At 59.8% G+C, this 21,771-nt stretch carries 23 protein-coding genes; 13 read left to right on the plus strand and 10 right to left on the minus strand.

The window, feature by feature from the left end:
- Window positions 1–1,023, plus strand: a 1,023-nt coding sequence (locus ACGVKB_RS07795; protein WP_392350820.1) for a DUF4336 domain-containing protein, incomplete at its 5' end; no start/stop codon positions are given.
- A gap of 5 nt (window positions 1,024–1,028) precedes the next feature.
- Here ACGVKB_RS07795 and ACGVKB_RS07800 read toward each other — a convergent pair.
- On the minus strand, window positions 1,029–1,379 hold the full coding sequence (locus ACGVKB_RS07800) for a DUF760 domain-containing protein (RefSeq protein WP_392350822.1): 351 nt from the start codon (window positions 1,377–1,379) through the stop codon (window positions 1,029–1,031).
- Between the two features lie 48 nt (window positions 1,380–1,427).
- A complete protein-coding gene (gene lepB, locus ACGVKB_RS07805) occupies window positions 1,428–2,021 on the minus strand; it encodes a signal peptidase I (RefSeq protein WP_392350824.1) in 594 nt (197 codons plus the stop codon).
- 78 nt (window positions 2,022–2,099) lie between these two features.
- Here lepB and menD point away from each other — a divergent pair, with 78 nt between their 5' ends.
- The 6 genes from menD (at window position 2,100) to murF (ending at window position 8,990) form a co-directional block, all read left to right on the plus strand.
- Window positions 2,100–3,788: a 2-succinyl-5-enolpyruvyl-6-hydroxy-3-cyclohexene-1-carboxylic-acid synthase gene (gene menD, locus ACGVKB_RS07810; RefSeq protein WP_392350871.1), complete on the plus strand. Its 1,689-nt coding sequence runs from the start codon at window positions 2,100–2,102 to the stop codon at window positions 3,786–3,788.
- A 6-nt stretch (window positions 3,789–3,794) separates the two neighbouring features.
- A complete protein-coding gene (menB, locus tag ACGVKB_RS07815; protein WP_392350826.1) occupies window positions 3,795–4,664 on the plus strand; it encodes a 1,4-dihydroxy-2-naphthoyl-CoA synthase in 870 nt (289 codons plus the stop codon).
- 11 nt (window positions 4,665–4,675) lie between these two features.
- Window positions 4,676–5,245, plus strand: a complete 570-nt coding sequence (locus ACGVKB_RS07820; protein WP_392350828.1) for a L,D-transpeptidase — start codon at window positions 4,676–4,678, stop codon at window positions 5,243–5,245.
- A gap of 66 nt (window positions 5,246–5,311) precedes the next feature.
- The gene (gene glgA / locus ACGVKB_RS07825) at window positions 5,312–6,859 is read left to right on the plus strand and encodes a glycogen synthase GlgA (RefSeq protein WP_392350830.1); all 1,548 of its coding nucleotides are present in this window, start codon (window positions 5,312–5,314) and stop codon (window positions 6,857–6,859) included.
- 2 nt (window positions 6,860–6,861) lie between these two features.
- Window positions 6,862–7,644: a hypothetical protein gene (locus ACGVKB_RS07830; RefSeq protein ID WP_392350832.1), complete on the plus strand. Its 783-nt coding sequence runs from the start codon at window positions 6,862–6,864 to the stop codon at window positions 7,642–7,644.
- Window positions 7,641–8,990 (plus strand): UDP-N-acetylmuramoyl-tripeptide--D-alanyl-D-alanine ligase, encoded by a 1,350-nt coding sequence (murF, locus tag ACGVKB_RS07835; RefSeq protein ID WP_392350834.1) that lies wholly within the window; start codon window positions 7,641–7,643, stop codon window positions 8,988–8,990. The genes ACGVKB_RS07830 and murF overlap by 4 nt, the downstream gene beginning before the upstream one ends.
- A 40-nt stretch (window positions 8,991–9,030) precedes the next feature.
- Here murF and glmU read toward each other — a convergent pair whose 3' ends face one another.
- Window positions 9,031–10,380 (minus strand): bifunctional UDP-N-acetylglucosamine diphosphorylase/glucosamine-1-phosphate N-acetyltransferase GlmU, encoded by a 1,350-nt coding sequence (gene glmU, locus ACGVKB_RS07840; RefSeq protein ID WP_392350836.1) that lies wholly within the window; start codon window positions 10,378–10,380, stop codon window positions 9,031–9,033.
- 41 nt (window positions 10,381–10,421) lie between these two features.
- Window positions 10,422–10,880, minus strand: coding sequence for an ankyrin repeat domain-containing protein (locus ACGVKB_RS07845; protein ID WP_392350838.1), 459 nt, complete (start codon window positions 10,878–10,880; stop codon window positions 10,422–10,424).
- Window positions 10,881–11,287: 407 nt separating this feature from the next.
- Between ACGVKB_RS07845 and ACGVKB_RS07850 the strand changes: the two genes are divergently transcribed.
- Window positions 11,288–11,431: a hypothetical protein gene (locus ACGVKB_RS07850; RefSeq protein ID WP_392350840.1), complete on the plus strand. Its 144-nt coding sequence runs from the start codon at window positions 11,288–11,290 to the stop codon at window positions 11,429–11,431.
- A 34-nt stretch (window positions 11,432–11,465) separates the two neighbouring features.
- Here ACGVKB_RS07850 and ACGVKB_RS07855 read toward each other — a convergent pair whose 3' ends face one another.
- The 5 genes from ACGVKB_RS07855 to ACGVKB_RS07875 form a co-directional block, all read right to left on the minus strand.
- Window positions 11,466–11,819, minus strand: coding sequence for a hypothetical protein (locus tag ACGVKB_RS07855; protein WP_392350842.1), 354 nt, complete (start codon window positions 11,817–11,819; stop codon window positions 11,466–11,468).
- 494 nt (window positions 11,820–12,313) lie between these two features.
- Entirely contained in the window at window positions 12,314–12,613 is a 300-nt protein-coding gene (locus ACGVKB_RS07860; RefSeq protein WP_392350844.1) for a putative quinol monooxygenase, read from the minus strand.
- 108 nt (window positions 12,614–12,721) lie between these two features.
- Window positions 12,722–13,669 carry an MnmC family methyltransferase gene (locus tag ACGVKB_RS07865; RefSeq protein ID WP_392350846.1) on the minus strand — a complete coding sequence of 316 codons (948 nt, stop codon included), beginning with the start codon at window positions 13,667–13,669 and terminating at the stop codon, window positions 12,722–12,724.
- Window positions 13,650–14,975, minus strand: a complete 1,326-nt coding sequence (aroA, locus tag ACGVKB_RS07870) for a 3-phosphoshikimate 1-carboxyvinyltransferase (RefSeq protein ID WP_392350848.1) — start codon at window positions 14,973–14,975, stop codon at window positions 13,650–13,652. Before aroA ends, ACGVKB_RS07865 begins: the two co-directional genes overlap by 20 nt.
- Before the next feature lie 28 nt (window positions 14,976–15,003).
- Window positions 15,004–16,569, minus strand: coding sequence for a UbiD family decarboxylase (locus ACGVKB_RS07875; RefSeq protein WP_392350850.1), 1,566 nt, complete (start codon window positions 16,567–16,569; stop codon window positions 15,004–15,006).
- Window positions 16,570–16,629: 60 nt separating this feature from the next.
- Here ACGVKB_RS07875 and ACGVKB_RS07880 point away from each other — a divergent pair, with 60 nt between their 5' ends.
- The 5 genes from ACGVKB_RS07880 to sds are packed head-to-tail and all read left to right on the plus strand — an operon-like array spanning window position 16,630 to window position 21,104.
- Entirely contained in the window at window positions 16,630–17,361 is a 732-nt protein-coding gene (locus ACGVKB_RS07880; protein WP_392350873.1) for a 2-phosphosulfolactate phosphatase family protein, read from the plus strand.
- A gap of 33 nt (window positions 17,362–17,394) precedes the next feature.
- Window positions 17,395–18,216, plus strand: a complete 822-nt coding sequence (locus ACGVKB_RS07885) for a carbon-nitrogen hydrolase family protein (RefSeq protein ID WP_392350852.1) — start codon at window positions 17,395–17,397, stop codon at window positions 18,214–18,216.
- Between the two features lie 5 nt (window positions 18,217–18,221).
- On the plus strand, window positions 18,222–19,310 hold the full coding sequence (locus ACGVKB_RS07890; RefSeq protein ID WP_392350854.1) for an N-acetylmuramoyl-L-alanine amidase: 1,089 nt from the start codon (window positions 18,222–18,224) through the stop codon (window positions 19,308–19,310).
- Window positions 19,307–20,095, plus strand: coding sequence for a glutamate racemase (gene murI / locus ACGVKB_RS07895; protein ID WP_392350855.1), 789 nt, complete (start codon window positions 19,307–19,309; stop codon window positions 20,093–20,095). Before ACGVKB_RS07890 ends, murI begins: the two co-directional genes overlap by 4 nt.
- Before the next feature lie 37 nt (window positions 20,096–20,132).
- Window positions 20,133–21,104 carry a solanesyl diphosphate synthase gene (gene sds, locus ACGVKB_RS07900; protein WP_392350857.1) on the plus strand — a complete coding sequence of 324 codons (972 nt, stop codon included), beginning with the start codon at window positions 20,133–20,135 and terminating at the stop codon, window positions 21,102–21,104.
- Here sds and ACGVKB_RS07905 read toward each other — a convergent pair.
- On the minus strand, window positions 21,088–21,744 hold the full coding sequence (locus ACGVKB_RS07905; protein WP_392350859.1) for an HAD family hydrolase: 657 nt from the start codon (window positions 21,742–21,744) through the stop codon (window positions 21,088–21,090). The two genes, sds and ACGVKB_RS07905, sit on opposite strands and share 17 nt — an antisense overlap.
- Window positions 21,745–21,771 lie beyond the last annotated feature (27 nt).

Raw genomic sequence — 21,771 nt, forward strand, 5'->3', positions numbered from 1 at the left:
GCTGTGCCGGTGCGGCTCACCGTGGCCAAGGTTCCCGGTGGGCTGATGTTGGTGAACCCTCTGCCGCCCACCCGTGAGTTGCGGCAACGGATCGCCGAACTTGAACAAATCCATGGGCCGGTGCAAACCATCGTGATGCCGACTGCATCAGGTTTGGAGCACAAGGTTCCGCTGGGTCCTCTCGCCCGCGCTTTTCCTGAAGCTGAGGTCTGGGTCTGCCCGGGGCAGTGGAGTTTTCCGGTGCAGTTACCCCTGGACTGGCTCGGCATTCCATCGCGGAGAACAAGGGTGCTTCTCGACGATGGCGTGCCCCATGGCGATGTTTGTGAGTGGATTTCCATCGGACCGCTTGATCTTGGCGTCGGTCGCTTTCAAGAGATCTCCTGTTTCCATCGACCCTCGGGAGCACTTCTTGTGACCGACGCTCTGGTCGGCATCACCTCCGAGCCTCCAGCATTGTTTGATCTCGACCCAACGCCCCTGCTGTTCCATGCCCGGGAACGGGGTGATCAGCCACTGCACGATTCAGTGGAGGCGCGTCGGCGCGGTTGGGCCCGGCTGGTGCTGTTTGCGTCCTACCTCCGTCCGCAACCGCTGGAGGTCCCCTCCCTTGTTGAAGTCATTCGTGAGGCCTTCCGTCCCGGATTGCGTTCCTCGCGAGCCCATTTCGGCTTGTATCCCTTCCGCTGGCAGCCGGGTTGGGAACAGGTGGCTGACGGCTTGACCGGAGACACTGAGCCGAAGCTGCAGGTTGCTCCGGTTCTGGAACGGCTTGTGCTTCCCCGTGCCCAGGAAACGTTGTTGGCCTGGTTGCGTGAGCTGGCTGGTTTGGATGGGCTGCAATGGTTGGTGCCCGCTCACTACAGCGCTCCACTGGCTTTTACCCCCGAACGCATTACGAGGTTGAGCGAGGAACTCAACGCACGACCTTGGGCACCCAGTGACGCCAACTGGGAATTTCTCGGATCAATTGATCAAAGCCTCTTGAACCTCGGGGTGGTTCCTCAGCAACCGCAGGGCTGAGCAGCTCAGAGCCTCAGATCGTCGCTGTCGACGGCCATTTGCTCATCGGCAAAAAGTGTTTCTTCCAGTTCCTTCCGTTGTTCCATCTGACGCAGGAAGTAACCCGTCATCATTGCGGAAGCCAGCATGTTGGCCAGGTTGTCGCGGTTGGCGGTGACCTTCACTTCAAAGTGCTCACCCGGGAGCATCCCAAGCAGGCCCTGAACGTTATGGCGAATGATGTCCTGGATATCGTTGCTTGCTGATTTGGCAACGCGTTGCAGGGTGTCCGGAGATTGCTCCTGCAGGTACTGGATCAGGCTGTTTGCCGCTTGTCCGTCATTGCTATCAGTGGTCAGGAACTCGGGGTTAAACATCCCGTGTTATCTGCATCACGGCCCTGACCTTAACGCAAGCCCTTGAAATCAACCGGCACTTGTGGTTTCGGTGATCCGTATCGGACCGAACCGAGTCAAGGGCCAGTAGCGCAGAACTGCAGTGCCAATCACGTTTTCTTCGGGTAACGGGCCCCACAAATGCGAATCGAGGCTGGCATTTCGGTTGTCTCCCATCAGCCAGAGCATGTGGTCAGGCACCGTGACCGGCTCCATCACGTAATCAATGGATTCAGCGATCCACGGTTCATCGACGACTTCACCGTTGCGGATCAATTGCCCGCCCTGGACAGCGACGCTGTCGCCCGCTTGGCCAACCAGCCGTTTAATCAGAGCTGCACTGGGGTCGTATCCCCCAGCTGTTAAACGTGCCGGTGGACTGAACACCACAACATCACCCAGGTGAAGCTGGTGGCTCAGTCGTGGACGGATTTTTTCCACCAGGATCCGGTCCTGCAGCTGCAACGTCGGCAGCATCGAACCCGATGGGATCCAGCGCGGTTCAATCACGGCCCAGCGGATCAACAACGCTGCCAGGGCCCAGATCAACAAGCCACGCCAAAAGCTCCAGTCCATCCCGGACGATGGCCCGGCTGGTTGTGGTGAGTTCGTGGAAGGGGGCATGGCTGACCGAAGATCAGACCAGCCTGACCCCTCACCCTGCCCACCGCCTACGCCAATCTCCAGGCTTCGCTTGATCTGCTGCAAACCCTTGCCCAACAGGGGCTCAGGGATCTTGTGCTGTGCCCCGGCAGCCGATCGGCTCCATTGGCGATGGCCGCTGGAATGTTGGAGGAGGCCGGAGCCCTTGAGCTCCACACCGCCATTGATGAACGCTCGGCCGCGTTTTTGGCCCTTGGCATCGCCACCGCGACCGGAACGTCCACCGCTGTGATCACCACGTCGGGGTCGGCGGTGGCCAACCTGTTGCCGGCGGCGGTGGAGGCAGATCGTTCCTGTCAGCCGTTGATCTTGATCAGCGCCGATCGTCCGATCCGTTTGAAAAATTGCGGCGCCAACCAGACGGTCAATCAAGAGGACTTCCTCCGTCCGGCCTGCCGTTGGTTTGGCTCAGCTCCGCTTGAGGGTCTGGATCAACTGGACCAACCTGCCATTGAGCAGCTGGCTGGGTCGGCTTGGAGCCAAAGCATGGGCAGCGAAGGCTGTGCTCCGGGTCCAGTGCATCTGAATCTTCCCTTCGATGAACCGCTGCATGCCTCCAAAGCTGAATACCAGCAAGTGGCCGCCGGAATTCAGCCAGGACGCCCGCGCTTGCCTGATCGTCAGCCCGCGGTGTCAGCGCATCCCGTTGTCCCACGGTTGAACGCTCACCAGCCCGGGGTTGTTGTGGCAGGTCCGTGGCGTGGTCTTGCGACTGCTCTGCCGGCCTATCAGCAGGCCGTTCATCGCTGGTGCACAGCCACGGGATGGCCGGTGCTTGCGGACCCCCTGGCGCAGTTGCCCAGTGAATGCCCCGGCTGTTTGCCCCATTGGGAGCTGCAGCTCGATCACTGGACACCCCAGGAGCCGCTTCAGGTGTTGCGCCTTGGCCCTCTGCCGGCCAGTCGTCGGCTGGAGCGGTGGTTGCAACGCAGAACGTCGTCGCAACTGCTGGTGAGTGAAGGGGAGCCTCGACGGCTCGATCCCCTTGGTGTTGCAGAGCAGTATTCCGGTGGCTGCGTCGCTTGGCTGGCCCATCAATCCCTGCCTTCGGCGGCAGCAGTGGGATCCAATCACGATCCACTGGGCCCATGGCTGGAACAACAGCTTCCCCTGGTCGGCGCCGTCAATGAACCGGCCTTGGCCCTCGGCCTCGCCAAGCTTCTGCCGTCCGGTCTGCCCCTGATGTTGGCCGCCAGTTCTCCAGTCCGGGACTGGTTGACCTGGTCTGGCTCAGCCCCGGGGTCAGCTTCAGGATCACGTCCTTGTTTCAGCTTCCGTGGTGCCTCCGGTCTCGATGGCACGCTCTCGCTGGCGATGGGACTGGCGCTCAAGTTGGGGCCGATGGTTTTGGTCTGTGGTGATCTGGCCCTGCTGCATGACAGCAATGGCTGGTTGCACGCGGCCAGCCGCCGGATTCCGTTGGTGGTGGTGTTGATCGACAACGGTGGCGGCGGAATCTTTCAGCAGTTGACGATCCCTGCGGAGCCTCAGGACCGCTTTGCCCGCCTCTTCGCCATGCCGCAGACGGTGAATCCGTTGGTTTTGGCTGCCGCCCATGGCATTCCAGGCCGACAGATCAGTTGTCTTGAGGATTTAGAACCCGCCCTGGCCTGGGGATTGGATCACACCGGTCCCGTGTTGTTGCGGGTGTGCACCGATGCCGGAGCCGATGCTGTTCTTCGTCACAACCTGCGAGTGGGCGCCCAGAATGCAGCGCTGACGGATTGATGTTCGATGACTCCCCAGCGCTCGGTGCTTCCCGGCCCATCCAGCGCCGATTGGCAGCCTTGGGGGGTGTACAGCGACATCCTGGTTGATCGTTGTGCTGAAGGAATAGCCCGGGTCGCGATCAATCGACCGGCCAAGCGCAATGCCTTCCGACCCCAGACCGTGGCGGAACTGTGTGATGCCTTCACGCGGATTCGCGATGACCGTCACATTGGTGTGGTGCTGTTCACCGGCGTCGGACCCGCTGAGGATGGGGGCTATGCCTTCTGTTCCGGCGGTGATCAGAGCGTGCGCGGTGAAGGGGGATACGTCGGTGAAGACGGTCTGCCGCGACTGAACGTTCTGGACCTGCAGCGCATCATCCGCAGCCTGCCCAAGGTCGTGATTGCCCTGGTGGCCGGCTACGCCATGGGTGGAGGACAGGTTCTGCATCTGCTCTGTGATCTCAGCCTGGCCGCCGACAACGCTGTGTTCGGGCAGACCGGCCCCAAAGTCGGCAGTTTCGATGGCGGCTACGGGTCCGGCTTCCTGGCCCGTGTTGTCGGCCAGCGCAAGGCGCGGGAGATCTGGTTTCTCTGCCGTCGCTATGGCGCCGATGAAGCCTTGGCCATGGGCTTGGTGAATGCCGTCGTTCCCCTCGAGCAACTCGAACGTGAAGGGGTGCAATGGGCCCGTGAGGTGTTGCAGCACAGCCCCACAGCCATTCGCTGTCTGAAGGCGGCGTTCAACGCTGAAACCGATGGCCAGGCGGGGATTCAGGAACTCGCCGGTCATGCCACCCATCTGTTTTACCGAACCGAAGAAGCCCTTGAGGGTCGCAACGCATTTCTGGACAAACGCTCACCCGACTTTTCTGAAACCGGCTGGCTGCCCTAGCTGTCGCCATCATGATCCCGTCGGCCGATCTTGCTGTGCTGCCCCTCACCCTTCCAGAGCCGCCGCCCCTGATCCGCGCCGCGGCGATGGATTCACTGCTTCAGGCGGTTGCCACCGTGCCAACGGATTTGCGCAGCCTCCCTGAACGCCACATCGTGATGCTGCGCGGTCAACGACGGCTGCTTCTGCTGGATCAGGGTTCGCTCCGTGCGGCGTTTCCTGTGGCCGTGGGCATGGCCGGGTGGGAGACACCGACCGGACGCTTCAAGGTGCTCGAAAAAATCGACCAACCGATCTGGGTTCACCCCGTGACGGGCGTTCGCGTTGAAGGACAGGGACCCGATAACCCACTCGGGAGCCATTGGATTGCCTTCCACAGGGACTGCTTGGGTCGCGATGCCCACGATGGAGACCGCTGGATCACGATCAAGGGCTGCACCACAACGGGGTTCCACGGCACTCCCCACCGCTGGACCGTTGGTCGTGCGATTTCCCATGGGTGCGTCCGCCTTTACAACGAAGACGTCAAATCCCTCTATCGGCAGGTTTCACTTGGAATGAGGGTGACGGTTCTTCCTTGAGTCGATCACGCCGTTTCTCTGAACAATTTGCCTATAAAGTCGCTGCGCCGGAAGAAGAGTCATCCCATGCGCATCCTGTTCGCTGCCGCGGAATGCGCCCCAATGATCAAAGTCGGTGGCATGGGCGACGTTGTGGGCTCATTACCACCGGCCCTGAGCAAGCTGGGTCACGACGTTCGGCTGATCATGCCGGGCTACAGCAAGCTCTGGAACGTCCTGGACATCCCTGAGGAACCGATCTGGCGCGCCCAGACCATGGGGACGGAATTTGCGGTGTACGAAACCCGTCATCCCAGCAATGGAATGACGATCTATTTGGTCGGTCATCCGGTCTTTGATCCAGAGAGGATCTACGGCGGCGAAGACGAAGACTGGCGTTTCACGTTTTTTGCCAGCGCCACCGCTGAATTTTCGTGGAACGTCTGGAAACCTAATGTGCTGCATTGCCATGACTGGCACACCGGAATGATTCCGGTCTGGATGCATCAGGACCCCGAAATCAGCACGGTGTTCACCATCCATAACCTCAAATACCAGGGCCCCTGGCGCTGGAAGCTCGACCGCATGACCTGGTGCCCCTGGTACATGCAGGGCGATCACACCATGGCTGCGGCCCTGTTGTATGCGGATCGGGTCAATGCCGTGTCTCCGACCTACGCCCAGGAGATCCGTACGCCTGAGTACGGCGAAAAGCTGGATGGCTTGCTCAATTTTGTCTCCGGCAAATTGCGCGGCATTCTCAATGGCATTGATCTCGATGCCTGGGATCCCGCCACGGATCGTGCGTTACCGGTGCCCTACAGCGCCGATGACCTCAGCGGTAAGGCCGAGAACAAGAAGGTCCTCCAGGAGCGGATGGGTCTCGAGGTGCGTGACGAGGCCTTTGTGCTCGGGATGGTGAGCCGACTGGTCGATCAAAAGGGCGTCGATCTGCTCTTGCAGGTTGCCGACCGTCTGCTGGCGTACACCGACACCCAAATTGTTGTCCTGGGAACGGGTGACCGCGGCCTCGAGTCGGGTCTCTGGCAGCTCGCCTCCCGGCACCCAGGGCGCTGCTCGGTCTTCCTGACCTACGACGATGATCTCTCACGCCTGATCTACGCCGGCAGTGACGCTTTCCTGATGCCCAGTCGCTTTGAGCCGTGCGGCATCAGTCAACTGCTAGCGATGCGGTATGGCTCCGTCCCGATTGTGCGCAAGGTCGGTGGACTGGTGGACACCGTGCCGGCCTATGACCCCGGTGCCGATCTGGGCACCGGCTTCTGCTTCGATCGCTTTGAACCCGTCGATTTCTACACCTCCTTGGTGCGTGCCTGGGAGGCCTACCGCCATCGCGACAGCTGGCAGAAACTGCAGAAGCGTGCCATGACCCAGGACTACAGCTGGGACCGTTCGGCAGTGGAGTACGACCTGATGTACCGCGACGTGTGTGGGATCAAGGAGCCGACCCCCGATGCCGCTGTGGTCGAACAGTTCTCCCAGGGTCAGGACGCCGACCCCTCCCGTGGCGGAGCATCAACCTCGGTCCCACCGAGTGATTCAAGCTCCATCGCGGTGGGTCGTTCATCCGCCAGGAATCCTCTCAATCGTCTGTTCGGCCGACGTAGCGCCTGACTTTGTCTCCGGAGCTGGAACCAACGGATGGGGAGAACGCCCCATCTCGGGACCTACCGGCCCCGTATGTCAGTCCCTGGTCTGATCTGGGGCGCACCCTGTCGGCACTGGTCGCCGACATTCAGCTCCGGGCACGAGAGCTCTGGCGACGCAACGGTGAAGGCTCTCTGGGTGTTCCGTCCTTTTGGCCTCGGGATCTAGCGCCCGTGTTCTGGCCCTTGGTGGTGTCCCTGACGACGGCTGCAGCCCTGCTGTTGGGTGGCTTCGGCCTGCACCAGTTCCATCGTCCCAGCAGCCCATCGACCGTTGCCTCCGATGTTGATCCAGCTGTTGTCGACACCCCACCCGTGTTCGAGCAACCGGATCCATCGCCGCTGGAACAGCGTTCCGTCCCCGCAGAAGCGTCGGAACCGCCATTGCATGACGACGAGGCTCCGATTGCAGTGGAACCCGTCCAGCAGCCAGGTCCGATGGAGCCGGAGATCGTGGAGCCCGATCCACTGCTGGACTTGCTGATGGATCCCAGAGATCCCGTTGAACTGTTGCTGGCCACAGCGCCAAACCCGTCTGATGATTCGATTCAGCTGCGCCTTGCCAACGCCCGTTGGCGCTTGATCTCCACTGACAGCAAGCAACGGCTGGCCCTTCAGTGGCAGGAGCGTCTCCGTGAGCTGGGCTATGAGCGCCTCACTTTGATCGATGAACAAGAGCATCCATTGGGTCGCTCGGCCCTTGTTGGCACCGGCATGATCCTTGTGAATGCCGAGGATGAACTCCAACGATGACGCTCCGGTACCAGCAGCTCGTTGATCTGTGGGGAGAGCCGAGTGGTGGTCGGCTCGATCCAAAGGGTGCTGTCGGCGCGATCTGTACCGACACGCGACAACTCAGGCCAGGAAGCTTGTTTGTTCCTTTGATCGGGGAGCGTTTTGATGCCCACCGTTTTCTCCCTGAGATCCAGGCTTTGGGCGCGACCGCCACTGTTGTTGATCAATCCTCCAGTGCACCCGTTCCCGCTGACCTGCTCCATTGGCGTGTCGACGACACACTTCTGGCTTATCAACAACTGGCCTGCCTGCACCGCCGACAACTGTCGGCCGCAGTGGTTGCAGTGACCGGCTCCGCCGGAAAGACCACCACCCGGGAGTTGATCCGTGCTGCCCTGGCGGGACTGGGTCCTGTTCAAGCCAGTGCTGCCAATAACAACAACGATGTCGGCGTCCCGCTCAGCCTGTTGCAGGCCAACGCCAACGATCGAGCTGTCGTGATCGAAATGGGAATGCGTGGCTTGGGTGAAATCGCGCGGTTGTCCCGTTGCACCGAGCCCGACATCGCGGTGATCACCAACATTGGAACCGCACATATCGGCCGTTTGGGAAGCCGCCAGGCGATTGCCACTGCCAAATGTGAAATCACGACTGCCCTCCATGCCAACGGTGCTGTGATCATTCCGGCCGGGGATCCACTGCTGGATGAGGCGCTGGAGGCCGTGTGGAGCGGTCGCGTCATTCGCGTTCGTTTGGACGACGACCCAGCGGCGGATGCGGATTGGATCGGACATCTCCACGGGGGAAATCTGCACGTCGCTGGTCTGTCCATTCCGCTACCGCTGGAGGGACGCCACAACGCCCGCAATCTCCTGTTGGCCTTTGCCGTGGCCGGGGAGTTGGGTGTTCCTCTGCCATCGTTGGCCCAGATGAATGTGACGGTGCCCGGAGGTCGCAACCGTCGGCTGGCCATTGGTGATTTGAACGTTCTGGATGAGACTTACAACGCCTCACCCGAAGCCGTGATGGCCGCGCTGGATCTGCTGGCGGCTGCACCGGGGCGACGCTTTGCCGTGCTTGGCACCATGCTCGAGCTGGGTGAAAACAGTGTGGCGTTGCACCGGTCGGTGGCGGCCCATGCCGCAGAGCTAGGCCTCGATGGACTTGTGGTCGTTGCCGATGACCCGGAGGCAGCAGCGATGCAATCAGCCGCTGCAACGCTTGAGCATCTTGCGGTTGTCGACGCACCGGAGCAGGCGGCTGAACCGCTTCAAGCGTGGCTCCGGTCTGGTGACACGCTTCTGCTCAAGGCCAGCCGAGGCGTGCAGATGGAACGGTTGTTGCCGCTGTTGCCTCGCCTCTGAGCCCACAAAGCTGTGACGCCAAAGCACAAAACAGAGGCGGTCAGCCCCGTTTGTTCCAGCCGTCCTTCATGAGCTGCTTGGCACGGCCGATGGCCAGGGCATCGTCGGGCACATCCTTGGTGATCGTGGATCCCGCTCCGATCGTGACGTTGCTGCCCACGTTGACCGGTGCAACGAGAACGGAATTCGCTCCGGTTTTGCTGTTGGATCCGATGACCGTCAGATGTTTGTTGACCCCGTCGTAATTGGCTGTGATGGTGCCGGCCCCAACGTTGACGTTCTCACCCAGGGACGCATCACCGATGTAGCTGAGGTGATTCACCTTGCTGCCTGGTCCGAGCTGACTTTTCTTGACCTCCACAAAGTTGCCAATGCGGCAACCATCGCCAACATCCGCGGCGGGGCGTAAATGGGCAAAGGGTCCGATCGCCACCCCATCCCCCACGCGTGCTTCTCGAATCACCGAATGCACCGCGGTAACGCCAGTGCCGAGCTCGGCGTCTTCGATCAAACAGCCCGGCCCCAGACGGCAGTTGTCGCCGATTCTGCAATCACCGCGCAGATGGGTCTGGGGTTCGATCACAACATCGCGTCCGATCTGACAGTGTTCACTGAGCGTGCAGCTGAAGGGATCCGTGAACGTCACGCCTTCAGCCATCCAGTGGTCGCGGAGCCTCTGTTGAAGAACAGCCTCACACTGGGCCAGTTGCATCCGGTTGTTGATGCCATTGACTTCATCGGGATCAGCGACTTCGACATGCATCGCCTTCTCGAGCATGGCGACCGTATCGGTGAGATACAGCTCACCTTGATCGTTATCTGTGCTCAGTTTGGGCAACACATCAGCTAACGCCGACCAGTTGAAGCAGTAGATGCCGGCGTTGGTGAGGTTGTTGCTGCGTTGTTGATCGCTGCAATCCCTGTGCTCAATGATGCTTTCGACTTCACCACGGTCGTTGGTGAACACCCGGCCATAGCCCGTTGGATCGTTCAGACGCGCGGTCAACAGCGTGACGTTCGCGCCACTGGATCGATGGCGGCTGACCATGGCCTCGATGGTTTCGGAACGCAGCAGGGGAACATCGCCGTTCAGAACGAGTAATTCACCCTCAAAGCCCTCAAGAGCTGGAAGCAGTTGTTGCACCGCATGGCCTGTGCCGTTCTGGGGCTGCTGAAGCACAAACTCCAAGCCGGGAATGTGCTGAAGCTGTGCTTCGACGCGGTCAGCCTGGTGACCCACGATCAGCAGCCGACGCTCTGGTGCCAACGTCCGTGCGCTGGAGAGCACCCGTTCCACGAGGGTTGCACCTGCCAGAGGCTGGAGCACTTTGGGCAGTGCACTCTTCATGCGGGTCCCCTTTCCAGCGGCCAGCACGGCGATGGCAAGCATGCGTTTCAGCGTCGCGATGCCGGGAATCTACCGGCAGAGAATCACGGGGTCAGAAGCGTTTCCAGAGCAGCGTCCCGATGCCGTTTGGCCAGGTCCAACGCCGTTTCCCCGGCGAGATTGCGCAGGCTGCGATTGGCCCCACCGTTCACCAACACTTCAACGGTGGACCGATGGCCTTGGGATGCGGCGTCGTGGAGGGCCGTATAACCGTTGAACGGACCCGTTTGGTCAATGGCAATGCCGTGCTCGATCAAGAGCTGTGCTGCTGTTGTCCGGCCTGCATAGGACGCGGCATGAAGGGCGGTTGCTTGCATGCCTGGATCCAACACGGTGAGGTCGGCGTGTTCCTCAAGCAGACGCTTCAGGACTGCGTCGTGGCCCAGATAGGCCGCAATGATCACAGGCCAGTTCTGTGTGGATGGATCCTGTTCATTCACGCTGGTGCCGGCGGCCAACAGGGCATTCACCGCGTCCAGATCATTGGCCTGAACGGCTTTCATCAATTTCGACATGACCTTCTAACGAACATGGTTGGTCGGTTGTGATGCTTTTTCGACAAAGAAGCCGCTCAGTGACTGAGCGGCAAGCATCGGCTGAGGATCCCCATCACCCGGCCCTAATCACCACAAATGTGGTGTTGGCCAAAGAGTAATCATCGCGACCTGCAAAAACATCAATCCAATTGTTTTTCAGAAAGAAAAAAGAATTGCATGAAGCTCTGAAAAGAAACCTTGTCAATGCATCGATTGTGCGCAATTGGAACCGCAATGGATGCAGGGTTGTCTTTATATAGCTTTGTTCAAGGGTTATCCACGGGACTGCGCTTGGGGTGGGCGGGCTGAAATGCTGGATGTCTTCTTAGGACATCATCATGATCAGACTTGATCGTCGGGTGGTAGAGACTCCGATGGGGTCCACGATTGATGCCATCCAGGGTGGCGGTTATTGGATCTGCGACCGTGATCACAACTGCCGCGAAGTCCAAGGATTGTGGGAAGCCGAGGAGTTTGTGCGGGAGCGCGAAAAGGGGTTGAACCTGGACTCTCCCTGAGGGAAAGTCCTAGCCCGAAGCAGATTTCTAGGCTTTAAAACGTCTTCGCGGATCTTGAGCGCTCCACTCCCTCTGGGATGGAGTCATAATCATGTTGTTCTAAATTAATGAACTCGTTGGTATGGACATAGCCCCAAACATATTTACCTGACGACGATGCAAAGCAATATCGAATGTCCTGAACAGTCTCGCTGTCGTAGATGCGTTCAACAAAACTGCCTCCATCTTTGGCCCAAAGCTGGCATTCCACCATGTTTTGGGTTTGGTTATGCAGCATCTTGAGCTTTGATTGCGTCTGAAGATTGTTAACCACCTGACCAATCAGGACTGCAACAGTTGAAAATGCCGTGCAGCCAATCATGAAGCGCTTGGCTGAAATGGTGTCCAAAGCTATAAATATCAGAACACTAGCACGTTGATCATGGCTGATGAAAAGTGTCTTGCAGTGGCTTACTTCTCGACCTGCTCATCAGTGAATTCAAGGTACAAAGACCGTGCATCGATTGATCGGCTGTCTTGAATAAGGGCTTCGATGCGTTCTTTCCACCATTCAGTCGTCGCGTCCTCGATGTTTTTATTCGGCATGCGGCCTGAGGGTTGAGACATGGATTCTGAAATTCATGGGTCAACATTAGAAAGCTGATGGAAGGCCGTCGCGGGCTTGTTGCATCAAGTAAGCAGTGAATCGCACAAAATAGGAGTTTTTAGTGACGACGACGACAATCGTCGCTTTAAAAGCAGAGCATGGAAAAATCGATCATCCTGGTCTTGATCAGCTAGGAGGTGCATTCAACTTCAGAATGGTCACCAAAAAAGCCAAGCTGAAATCAACTTGGCTTCACAGATTCTTTGAGCGGTGGAGGTGCTCTGAGAGGGTTGGGATTAACCGATGAAGGTTAAAGGAATAAAGACCGGAGGCTCGGCCAGGTTGCCAATCAATTCGTTCATGTCACCAGAATCCTGCCGGAATTTCAGGTAGGCATCAAAATCAGCTTGGGTGTCCCATTTTTCATAGATCCGGAGGGTATCGGGATCGGAGACATCAGTCAGAACGTCAAACTGAATGCAGCCTTTCGAAGCACGTGTAACGGCAAGACCATTGTCAGATTGAAAAAAACTAACTACGTTTTTTCCAGTGCCTGGCTTCATTTTGAAGACAGCAGTTTGCGCAAAGATTGACATCGATCTTGTGAATCTTGTTTCAGGCTAGTCAGCTTGGGCAAATTCGGGGCTGTTATGTCACAGAGCCTGCATAAACGACACCGGTGTTGGATCGATCCCCAGCGGAGATCAGTGATCTGCTCTGGGCTGAATTAAACCGTGGCGACGTTGCCAGGCATTGGTTGCCTCAAGCCCACAATGGAGTTGTTCCTTCTCCCGTCTCCGCAAAATGTCGATGGCGCTGTCCTGACCGCTGGGATCGCGAAAGGGAACGGCGGCTCGGGTCTGCAAATGTTCGAGCTCCATCGGCGTGAGGCATCGCCAGCCCTCTCCTTCAGGGGCATCGGCCCCGGACCATGGAGGTTGAGCCGCCAGGGTGCCACTGCTCCAACCCACCCGTTCTCCGGGCGCAGGGAGCAACGAACGCAAGATCAAACCTGAGCGCTGGAGACTGGCACGGATGGCTGCTGAACGGCTGTAGGTCAACAACCGTCCTCCAGGAGCCAACCGACGACTGAGTCTGCTGAGGAACTCCTCGCTCCACAATTGCGGACAGCGCTGCGGCGAAAAGGCATCATGAAAAATCAGATCAAAACATTGATTCGTTGGACATTGATCGATGCATTGACGGGCGTCCCCCCATAACAATCTGCCCTCCCCACGGGCATCCGACCAATGACCCCTTTCCTCCAGTGACTGCAATCTCCGCAGTGTTGATGAGGTCCACAATTGGCAGAAACCACTGTCCTGCAGTGCGATTGATAAAGGACGTTGATCCAGCTCCAACCCCCACCACTCAATGGCCTGGGGATGTTCATTCAATGCATCCCAGAATGCTGCACTGTTGTATCCCAGGCCAAAGCACACATCCAGCACCCGCAGAGTGTGACTCGATGACCAACTGTTGAGCTCTGCTGGACGAACAAATTTGGCTTTGGCCTCATTGAACGCTCCGACCGAATTATGAAACGCCTCGGAAAATGCACTGCTGTGCAAGCTGAAGCTTCCATCAAGGGTTGGATAAGGAACGAGTTCACCCAACCCCTGGCCAGCCGGTTCAGCGCCGAAGCCTGCCAAGATCTGTCCAGAACGATGGATAGGACACCGCAGCCGCATCACTGCGATGAAGGCTGGAATCACCCCGGGCCAGCATCGATGCCACGGCAAGGCTCATGGCCACCCGGTGATCGGTTTCGCTATCGAGTTCAGCCCCCTTCAGGGGTCGCCCGCCATGGATGGTCATGCCGTCGTCATGCTCCTCAATCGATGCACCCATGGCCGTGAGTTGACGCGCCATCACGGCCAATCGATCGGTTTCCTTGACCCGCAATTCAGAGGCACCGCTGATGTGGCTGTCACCATCACAAAAACATGCCGCCACGCTGAGAATCGGCACCTCATCCACCAACCGTGGCATCACCTCTTCTCCGAAGGAAAAGGGTTGGAGCGGACCATGGCAGACATGGAGATCACCCACCGGCTCACCGGCCACGTCCCGTGGATTGAGAACCTCAATCTTGGCTCCCATTTGCTCCAGAACCTCAAGAATTCCCGTGCGTGTGGGGTTCAGACCCACATTTTCAATCACCAGATCCGACCCCGGGATCAGAGCCCCCGCCACCAGCCAGAACGCTGCAGAACTGATGTCGCCCGGCACAACCACATTTTGTCCGCGCAGGATGCCACCGGGTCGGACACTGATGTGCCGGCCCATCTCACCGCCGACTTGAAGATCGGCACCGAATGCTTTGAGCATGCGTTCGCTGTGATCACGGGATTGAGCGGGTTCGATCACCGTGGTCGGACCATCAGCCGTGAGTGAAGCCAGCAAAATCGCCGATTTCACCTGGGCGCTTGCCACGGGTGTTCCGACAACCGTTCCTCGCAGTTGTTGGCCCTGAACAGCCAGCGGGGCCAGGTTTCCACCATCCCGTCCGCGGACCATGGCACCCATGGTTGCCAGCGGTTGTCCCACCCGACGCATGGGACGTTGACGCAACGAGTCATCCCCATCGAGGATGAAATGGCGTCCATCCCGTCCTGCAAGCAAACCCAGCATCAATCGCATCGTTGTGCCGGAATTGCCGCAATTGAGGATGTCCGTCGGCTCCTGCAGTCCATCGAGGCCGACGCCTTCCACCGTGACGATCTCGCCGTCCTGAATCGGACTGATCGTGACGCCCATGGAGCGGAGACAGGCCGCTGTGCTGAGCGGATCTTCAGCGGGCAGCAGCCCATCGATTGTGGTGGTGCCCTCAGCAATCGCTCCGAACAACAGGGAACGATGCGAAATCGACTTGTCGCCGGGAACTTTGACCCGACCGATAAGGGTCCCTCCCTCAGGCAGCGCGCGAGGTGAGGACTGGCTGCTGCTCGTGCTCAAGGCCGGTTGGGTCTGTGATGGAGCGATCTTATTGGGCTGCGCCCTTGATCTTGTCCATCAGACGATCCAGGGCGTAGCCGAACAAACTCGGGTCTGGATCCTCCAGGCCGAGGTCATCCAGTCCGAGTTCAGCCCAGCGTTCAGACACCCGCTGCTCAAGATCGTGGGGACGGCTGAGGGGCTCCCCCCAGTCGTGATTTTTTTCCGGCCCGACCTTTGTGGTGGCATCAATCGCCAGACGCCCTCCTAACCCCAGTCGCTCACTGGCGAAATCAAGGCTGTCAAAGGGCGTGTCCTTCAGGGTGAACAGATCTCTTTGCGGATCCACCTGTGCAGCGATCGCCCAGACCACTTGGCGTGGGTCTCGGACGTTGATGTGCTGATCCACCACCACAACGAACTTTGTGTAGGTGAACTGGGGCAATGCGCTCCAGAACGCCATCGCGGCACGCTTGGCCTGCCCGGGATAGGCCTTGTCGATGGAAATCACCGCAAGCTTGTAGCTGAGTGCTTCCATCGGCAGGAAGAAATCTTTGATCTCGGGGATCTGCTGCCGCAGGATCGGGGTATAGATCCGGTTGAGAGCGATGGCCAGCATCGCCTCTTCCTTTGGTGGTCTGCCACTGAACGTGGTCAGAAACACCGGATCCTTGCGTTGGGTGACGCAGTGAAAACGAACCAGCGGTGAATCTTCAACGCCGCCGTAAAAGCCCATGTGATCCCCGAACGGACCATCCGGGAGCACCTCACCGGGAGTAATGGTTCCCTCAAGCACAACCTCGCTGTGACTCGGAACCTCCAGATCGACGGTCTTGCAGGGCGTCAGTAACACCCCCTCGCCCGCATAGATGCCAGCGAATAACCATTCACTGAGTTGCACTGGAATCGGGGTGGCCGCCGCCATCACCAGTAAGGGATGCACACCGATGGCGACAGCCACTTCTAATTTTTTGCCCATCGCCGCCGCCTTGCGCAGATGTCCGGCACCACCCCTGACGCTCAACCAATGAACGGTCATCGTGTTGATCGACTGCTGCTGCAAGCGATACACACCAACGTTGGGAACACCGGTCTCCGGGTCTTTGGTGATCACCAGCCCCAGCGTGATCACGCCGCCGGCATCGCCGGGCCACGGACGAATCAGGGGGAGCTGATTCAGATCGACTGCATCACCCTTCATCACCTCCTGATGGCAGGGCGGCATCAGATCGCGGTCTGGTCGGGCCTTGATCAGATCCCAGAACACACGAGCGAATTGTTTGCCTTCCTTCAGACCCTTCGGTGGCCTGGGCTGTTGAAGCAAGGCCAAGCGTGAACCAAGGTCTTCGAGCTGTTCGGGGCGTTCCAGGCCCATGCTCCAAACCACCCGTTCCACGGTGCCGAGGGTGTTCACCGCCACCGGCATCGGAGAGCCAATGACGTTCTCAAACAACAGAGCTGGGCCCCCGGCGGCCAACACCCGATCCGCAATTGCCGCCAGCTCAAGATCGGGATCCACCGGTGCTGTGATGCGCCTGAGCTGACCGCGTTCCTCCAACAGCGACAGGAAGCCGCGCAGGTCACGGGGGGCCGGGCCAATTCCGAACAGGGCCATGGGACGGGTGTGGCGCAAGCAATCTCAGTACTGTGTCGCACGTTGTCGAACAGCGTGGCCTTGCAGCTCTCCTACTTCCATGTGCCCGCTGAAATGGGCGATGAGGTCCAACCCAAGGCGGCGGTGGTCATCGATGTTCTCCGCGCGACAACCACAATTGGTTGGGCGTTGAAGAACGGTGCAGAAGCGGTTCAGGCGTTCGCGGACCTGGATCAGCTGCGAACCGCCGCCGCCGCCTGGCCCGATGACAAGCGCCTGTTACTTGGGGAGCGCGGCGGCGCCATGCTCGACGGTTTCGACCTCGGCAATTCCCCCGTGGCGGTGACCCCAGACACCGTGCAGGGCAAACGGCTGTTCATGAGCACCACCAATGGGACACGGGCACTGGATCGAGCCCGCTCGGTGCCGTTACTGGTGACAGCCGCTCTCCCCAACCGCCGGGCTGTCGTTGAACGCCTGCTGACGAGCCAACCCGACAGCATTGCCATCATCGGCAGTGGCTGGGAAGGGTCTTACTCCTTGGAGGATTCCTTGGCGGCGGGTGCTGTTGGAGCCCTGTTGATCGAGCAATCCAAGGGGGCTGTTGAGGTCGCCAATGATGAGATGACCGCTGCGCTGGCGCTGTGGTCCCAGTGGCAGCACGACCCCGAAGCCTGCCTGCGCACAGCAAGCCATGGCCAACGACTGATGCGACTCGGCAACCACGATGCCGATTTCAGCTGCTGTGCAGCCCTGGACCAGCTGGATGTCGTTCCGACACAGCATGAACCCGGTGTTCTGCGCCTGGCCTGATCCACTTAAAATCACGCTGACTGACTCGTTTCTGTGAGCGATTTCCTGGCGGCGGCGATTCAGCTCACAAGCACCCAAGACACCGACGCCAATTTCGCGGCGGCGGAAGAACAGATCGACCTCGCCGTCAGGCGCGGAGTCGATCTGATTGGGTTGCCTGAAAACTTTGCCTTCATGGGTGACGACGCCCGTCGTTTGGAGCTCGCCCCTGCCCTGGCGGAACGTTGCCGCAGCTTTCTGGTGACGATGGCCCGTCGTTATCAGGTTGTCCTGCTCGGTGGTGGCTATCCGGTTCCCGTTGGGGATGGTCAGCACACCTACAACCGCGCGGAATTGGTGGACCGTGATGGTCAGGTGCTCGCCAGTTACGACAAAATCCACCTCTTCGATGTGGACCTGCCTGACGGCAACACCTATCGCGAATCAGCCACCGTGACGCCGGGTGATGCGTTGCCTCCCGTTGTGGATGTTCCCGGTCTCTGTCGTGTGGGACTGTCCATTTGCTACGACGTGCGCTTTCCTGAGCTCTACCGCCATCTCGTCGGCGCAGGTGCCGAACTGCTGATGATCCCCGCCGCATTTACGGCCTTCACCGGTAAGGACCACTGGCAGGTGCTGTTGCAAGCCAGAGCGATCGAAAACACGGCCTATGTTCTGGCCCCTGCACAGACCGGTCTGCATTACGGCCGCCGCCAGAGCCACGGTCACGCCCTGGTGATTGATCCATGGGGCACGGTGCTCGCCGACGCTGGCGTGCAACCCGGAGCCGCCATTGCTCCGGTCAATGCTTCTCACCTTGGGCATGTCCGCGAGCAGATGCCGAGCCTTCGGCATCGTCGTCCCGCTGTGATCTGACGACGATGGGTCAGGCGCGTTTCCGCCGGCTGGCCGTGCTGGCCGTTTTGTTGTTGCAACCGCTGTGCAGTTCCGTCCCTGCAGCGCGGGCAGCCAGTGCGTTATCGGCATGGGCCCTCACCGAACAGGGCACCTTGCAGCTGCGCACCGGCCGGAATGCTCGGCTTGAGGCCTATTTCCAGGGTCCGAGTGACGGCAAAGGAACGCGGGTCTGGATCGACTTTCCCGGGGAATTGAAATTCCCCCGACGTCTCTCCGGCCGGGGTGCGGTCAAAGAGATCCGTCTCGGCAAGCCACGGGCTGGAGCCACCCGTCTGGTGATCGAATTTCAACCCGGGGTTCAGCTGAACCCCAATCAACTCAAGCTCCGCGGGACAGCCGCCGACCGTTGGGAGTTGAGCTTCACGGGCCTGCCTTTGAAGGGGTTGGATGACATCGGTGAAGGTGATCTCACGGGTCGCAGCAACTGGAGCCCGTCGATCCAGATCTCGCCAAGCCAGGTCCCGGTGGATCCTTCCGGTTTACCGACCGTTGCCCAGAACCGATATTCCGTCGTTATCGATCCGGGCCACGGCGGACCCGACCCCGGTGCCGTTGGCATCCGCGGGCTGCGGGAAACCGATGTGGTGCTGGACGTGTCCTTGCAGGTGGCTGCCCTGCTGCGTGCACGGGGTGTTCGCGTCAACTTGACCCGAACCCGCGAAGTGGATGTCGATTTGCCCCCTCGCGTGTCCTTGGCCAATCGCTCGGGTGCGAACGTCTTTGTGAGCATCCACGCGAATGCCCTGAGCATGCGACGTCCGGATGTGAATGGCATTGAAACGTTCTTCTTCTCCGATCCCCGTTCCGCTCGCCTGGCGACCTACCTGCAACAGCAGATGATGGCGGTCTCAGCCGGCAGTCCCAACCGGGGTGTTCGACGGGGACGCTTCTTCGTGATCCGGCGCACCACGATGCCCTCTGCCTTGGTTGAAATGGGCTTCGTCACCGGCGAGATCGACGCCCCACGTCTGGCGACGGCGGCCCACCGGCGGCGGTTGGCCCTGGCCATCGCCGCCGGTGTCCTGAACTACTTGAAGCAGGAGGTGCGGTGAGCGCAGTTCTCGGCCTGTTTGACAGTGGTGTCGGCGGTTTGACGGTGCTGCGGCGTGTCCTGGAACGCCATCACGGTGTTCAGTGTGTGTATCTGGGAGATACGGCACGCGTTCCCTACGGCAACCGAACACCGGAGGAGATTCGCGTCATTGCCGCGGAGGTGGTGGCGTGGCTGCGCCATAGCGGCGTGACCACTGTGGTGATGGCCTGCAACACCACCAATGCCCTCGCTCGGGATGTGGCCGAGGCCCAAGCCGGTGGTCCGGTGATCGGCCTGATCGGGGCCGCCGCTTCAATGGTCAAGGAAACACGGGTGGGCGTGCTGGCCACACCAGCCACGGTTCAGTCATCGGCGTATCGGGTCAGCATCGAAGCCCTCCGGCCCGGTACGGATGTGATCGAACAAGCCTGTCCGGCGTTTGTGCCGCTGATCGAAGCCGGAGACCTCCTCAGTGATGACCTGCGCCGGGTGGCGATGGCTTATGTCGAACCCCTGCTGGAGGCCTCTGTGGAGTCGATCGTGCTGGGTTGTACGCACTATCCACTGCTGGAGCCGCTGTTGCGACAGTTGCTCCCCCCGTCTGTGCGGTTAATCGACCCTGCCCTCGCGGTGGCCCGTCAATTGGATGACGTTCTGGGCCCGCCGTCCTCCGCACTGGGGCAGAGGATGTCACTGGGATGTTGTCGCATCTGTGTGACAGCCGATCCAAGCGGCTTTGCCGCGCGTGCGACCCCATGGCTGGGGGAACGCCCTGATGTGGAACTGATTCACCTGCAGCCTTGAGTCGGAGACCACTAGGATCGCGGCGCCGAGGGGTTGCATGATCACCGTCACCGAATTACTGGAGCCGGTCGAACAGGACCTCGAGACCCTCCTGAGTGATCTCCGGAGCCTGATCGGCGCCGGACATCCGATTCTTCAAGCTGCTGCAGAGCACCTGTTCAGCGCCGGTGGCAAGCAATTGCGTCCCGGGATCGTGCTGATGATCTCCCGGGCGCTGTCACCTCAATCCGATCTCACTCCACGGCATCGCCGCCTGGCTGAGATCACCGAGATGATTCATACCGCGTCATTGGTTCACGACGATGTCGTCGATGAGGCCTCCACGCGGCGCGGTGTGGCCACAGTGCACAGTCGATTCGACCCCCGCGTCGCAGTCTTAGCCGGCGATTTCCTGTTTGCGCAGGCGAGCTGGCATCTGGCCAACCTCGACGATCTGGAGGTCGTCAAGCTGTTGAGCCGCGTGATTATGGATCTGGCCGATGGGGAGGTGAAGCAAGGTCTCTATCGCTTCGACACCGCGCAAAGCTTTGAGACCTACCTGGAGAAGAGCTACTGCAAGACCGCATCGCTGATTGCCAATAGCGCTCGCGCTGCGGGCGTGCTCAGCGGATGTGACGGTGAACAGCTCGATGCGTTGTACCGCTATGGCCGTCAACTTGGACTCGCCTTCCAGGTGGTCGACGACATCCTCGATTTCACCGGCAGCGATCAGCAGTTGGGCAAACCGGCGGCCAGCGATCTGGCCAGCGGCTATCTCACAGCGCCAACCTTCTATGCCATCGAAGAGCAACCAGAATTGAAGGGACTGATCGCGAATCAGTTCAAAACGGAGGGTGATCTTGACCGTGCCCTGTCGCTGGTGCGGTCGTCGTCGGCGATACAACGCAGCCGTGGATTGGCGGAAACCTTCGCCCGCGAAGCGCGCGAGTCGATCGTTTGGCTTGAAGAATCCGCTTGCAAGCGGGCCTTGCTCGAATTGCCCGACTTCGTTCTCAGCCGGCTTTATTGATCAGGTGATCCAGCACCGTTTTGAGTGTGCTGACGTGTCTTGGATTGCCCTCCGACCGATCAGGCCCGGCGGTGTCCAACACCCACACAAGGCACCCTGCTGCCAAAGCTGCCGTGGTTCCCGCCTCTGAATCTTCAAAGGCCCAACAGGTCGTGGGTTGACACCCCAGACGATCCGCCGCGACAAGAAACGGCTGAGCGTCTGGTTTGCCGCGTTGCACATCTGGATCATCCCCGTAAATCCTGGTGTCAATGCACTCCAACCAGGCGTGGGGTTGTGCCTTGAAGGCCACGGCTTGTTGCGAACTGCTCGTGACCAACGCCATGGGAATGCCGTTGGTCAAGCCATAACGCACAAGTGCCTGGGCCCCTGGCATCGGCGCTGCCTGAGGGAGAAGAGCCCGAGCGCAGGGTTGTTGGATTCGGAGAAGGGCCTCCGTGCCAACGGACTTGGGCAACCAGCGGTCGACCTGTTCTGCACAGTCCTGACGGCGTCGCCCCCGGAGACTCAGCAGTTGCCTCTCCGTCAGTTCAGCGCCGTAATGCCTGGCAGCCGTTGACCAGGCAAGACCATGGATCGGCTCGGTATCCAGCAGTAAGCCATCAAGGTCGAACAGAAAAGCAGACGGGGCGGTCTCCATCGAACTAGAGCAGGGCGTTCAAGGTTG

The organism is Parasynechococcus sp., from assembly GCF_042954325.1.
In the GTDB taxonomy this organism is placed as follows: domain Bacteria; phylum Cyanobacteriota; class Cyanobacteriia; order PCC-6307; family Cyanobiaceae; genus Parasynechococcus.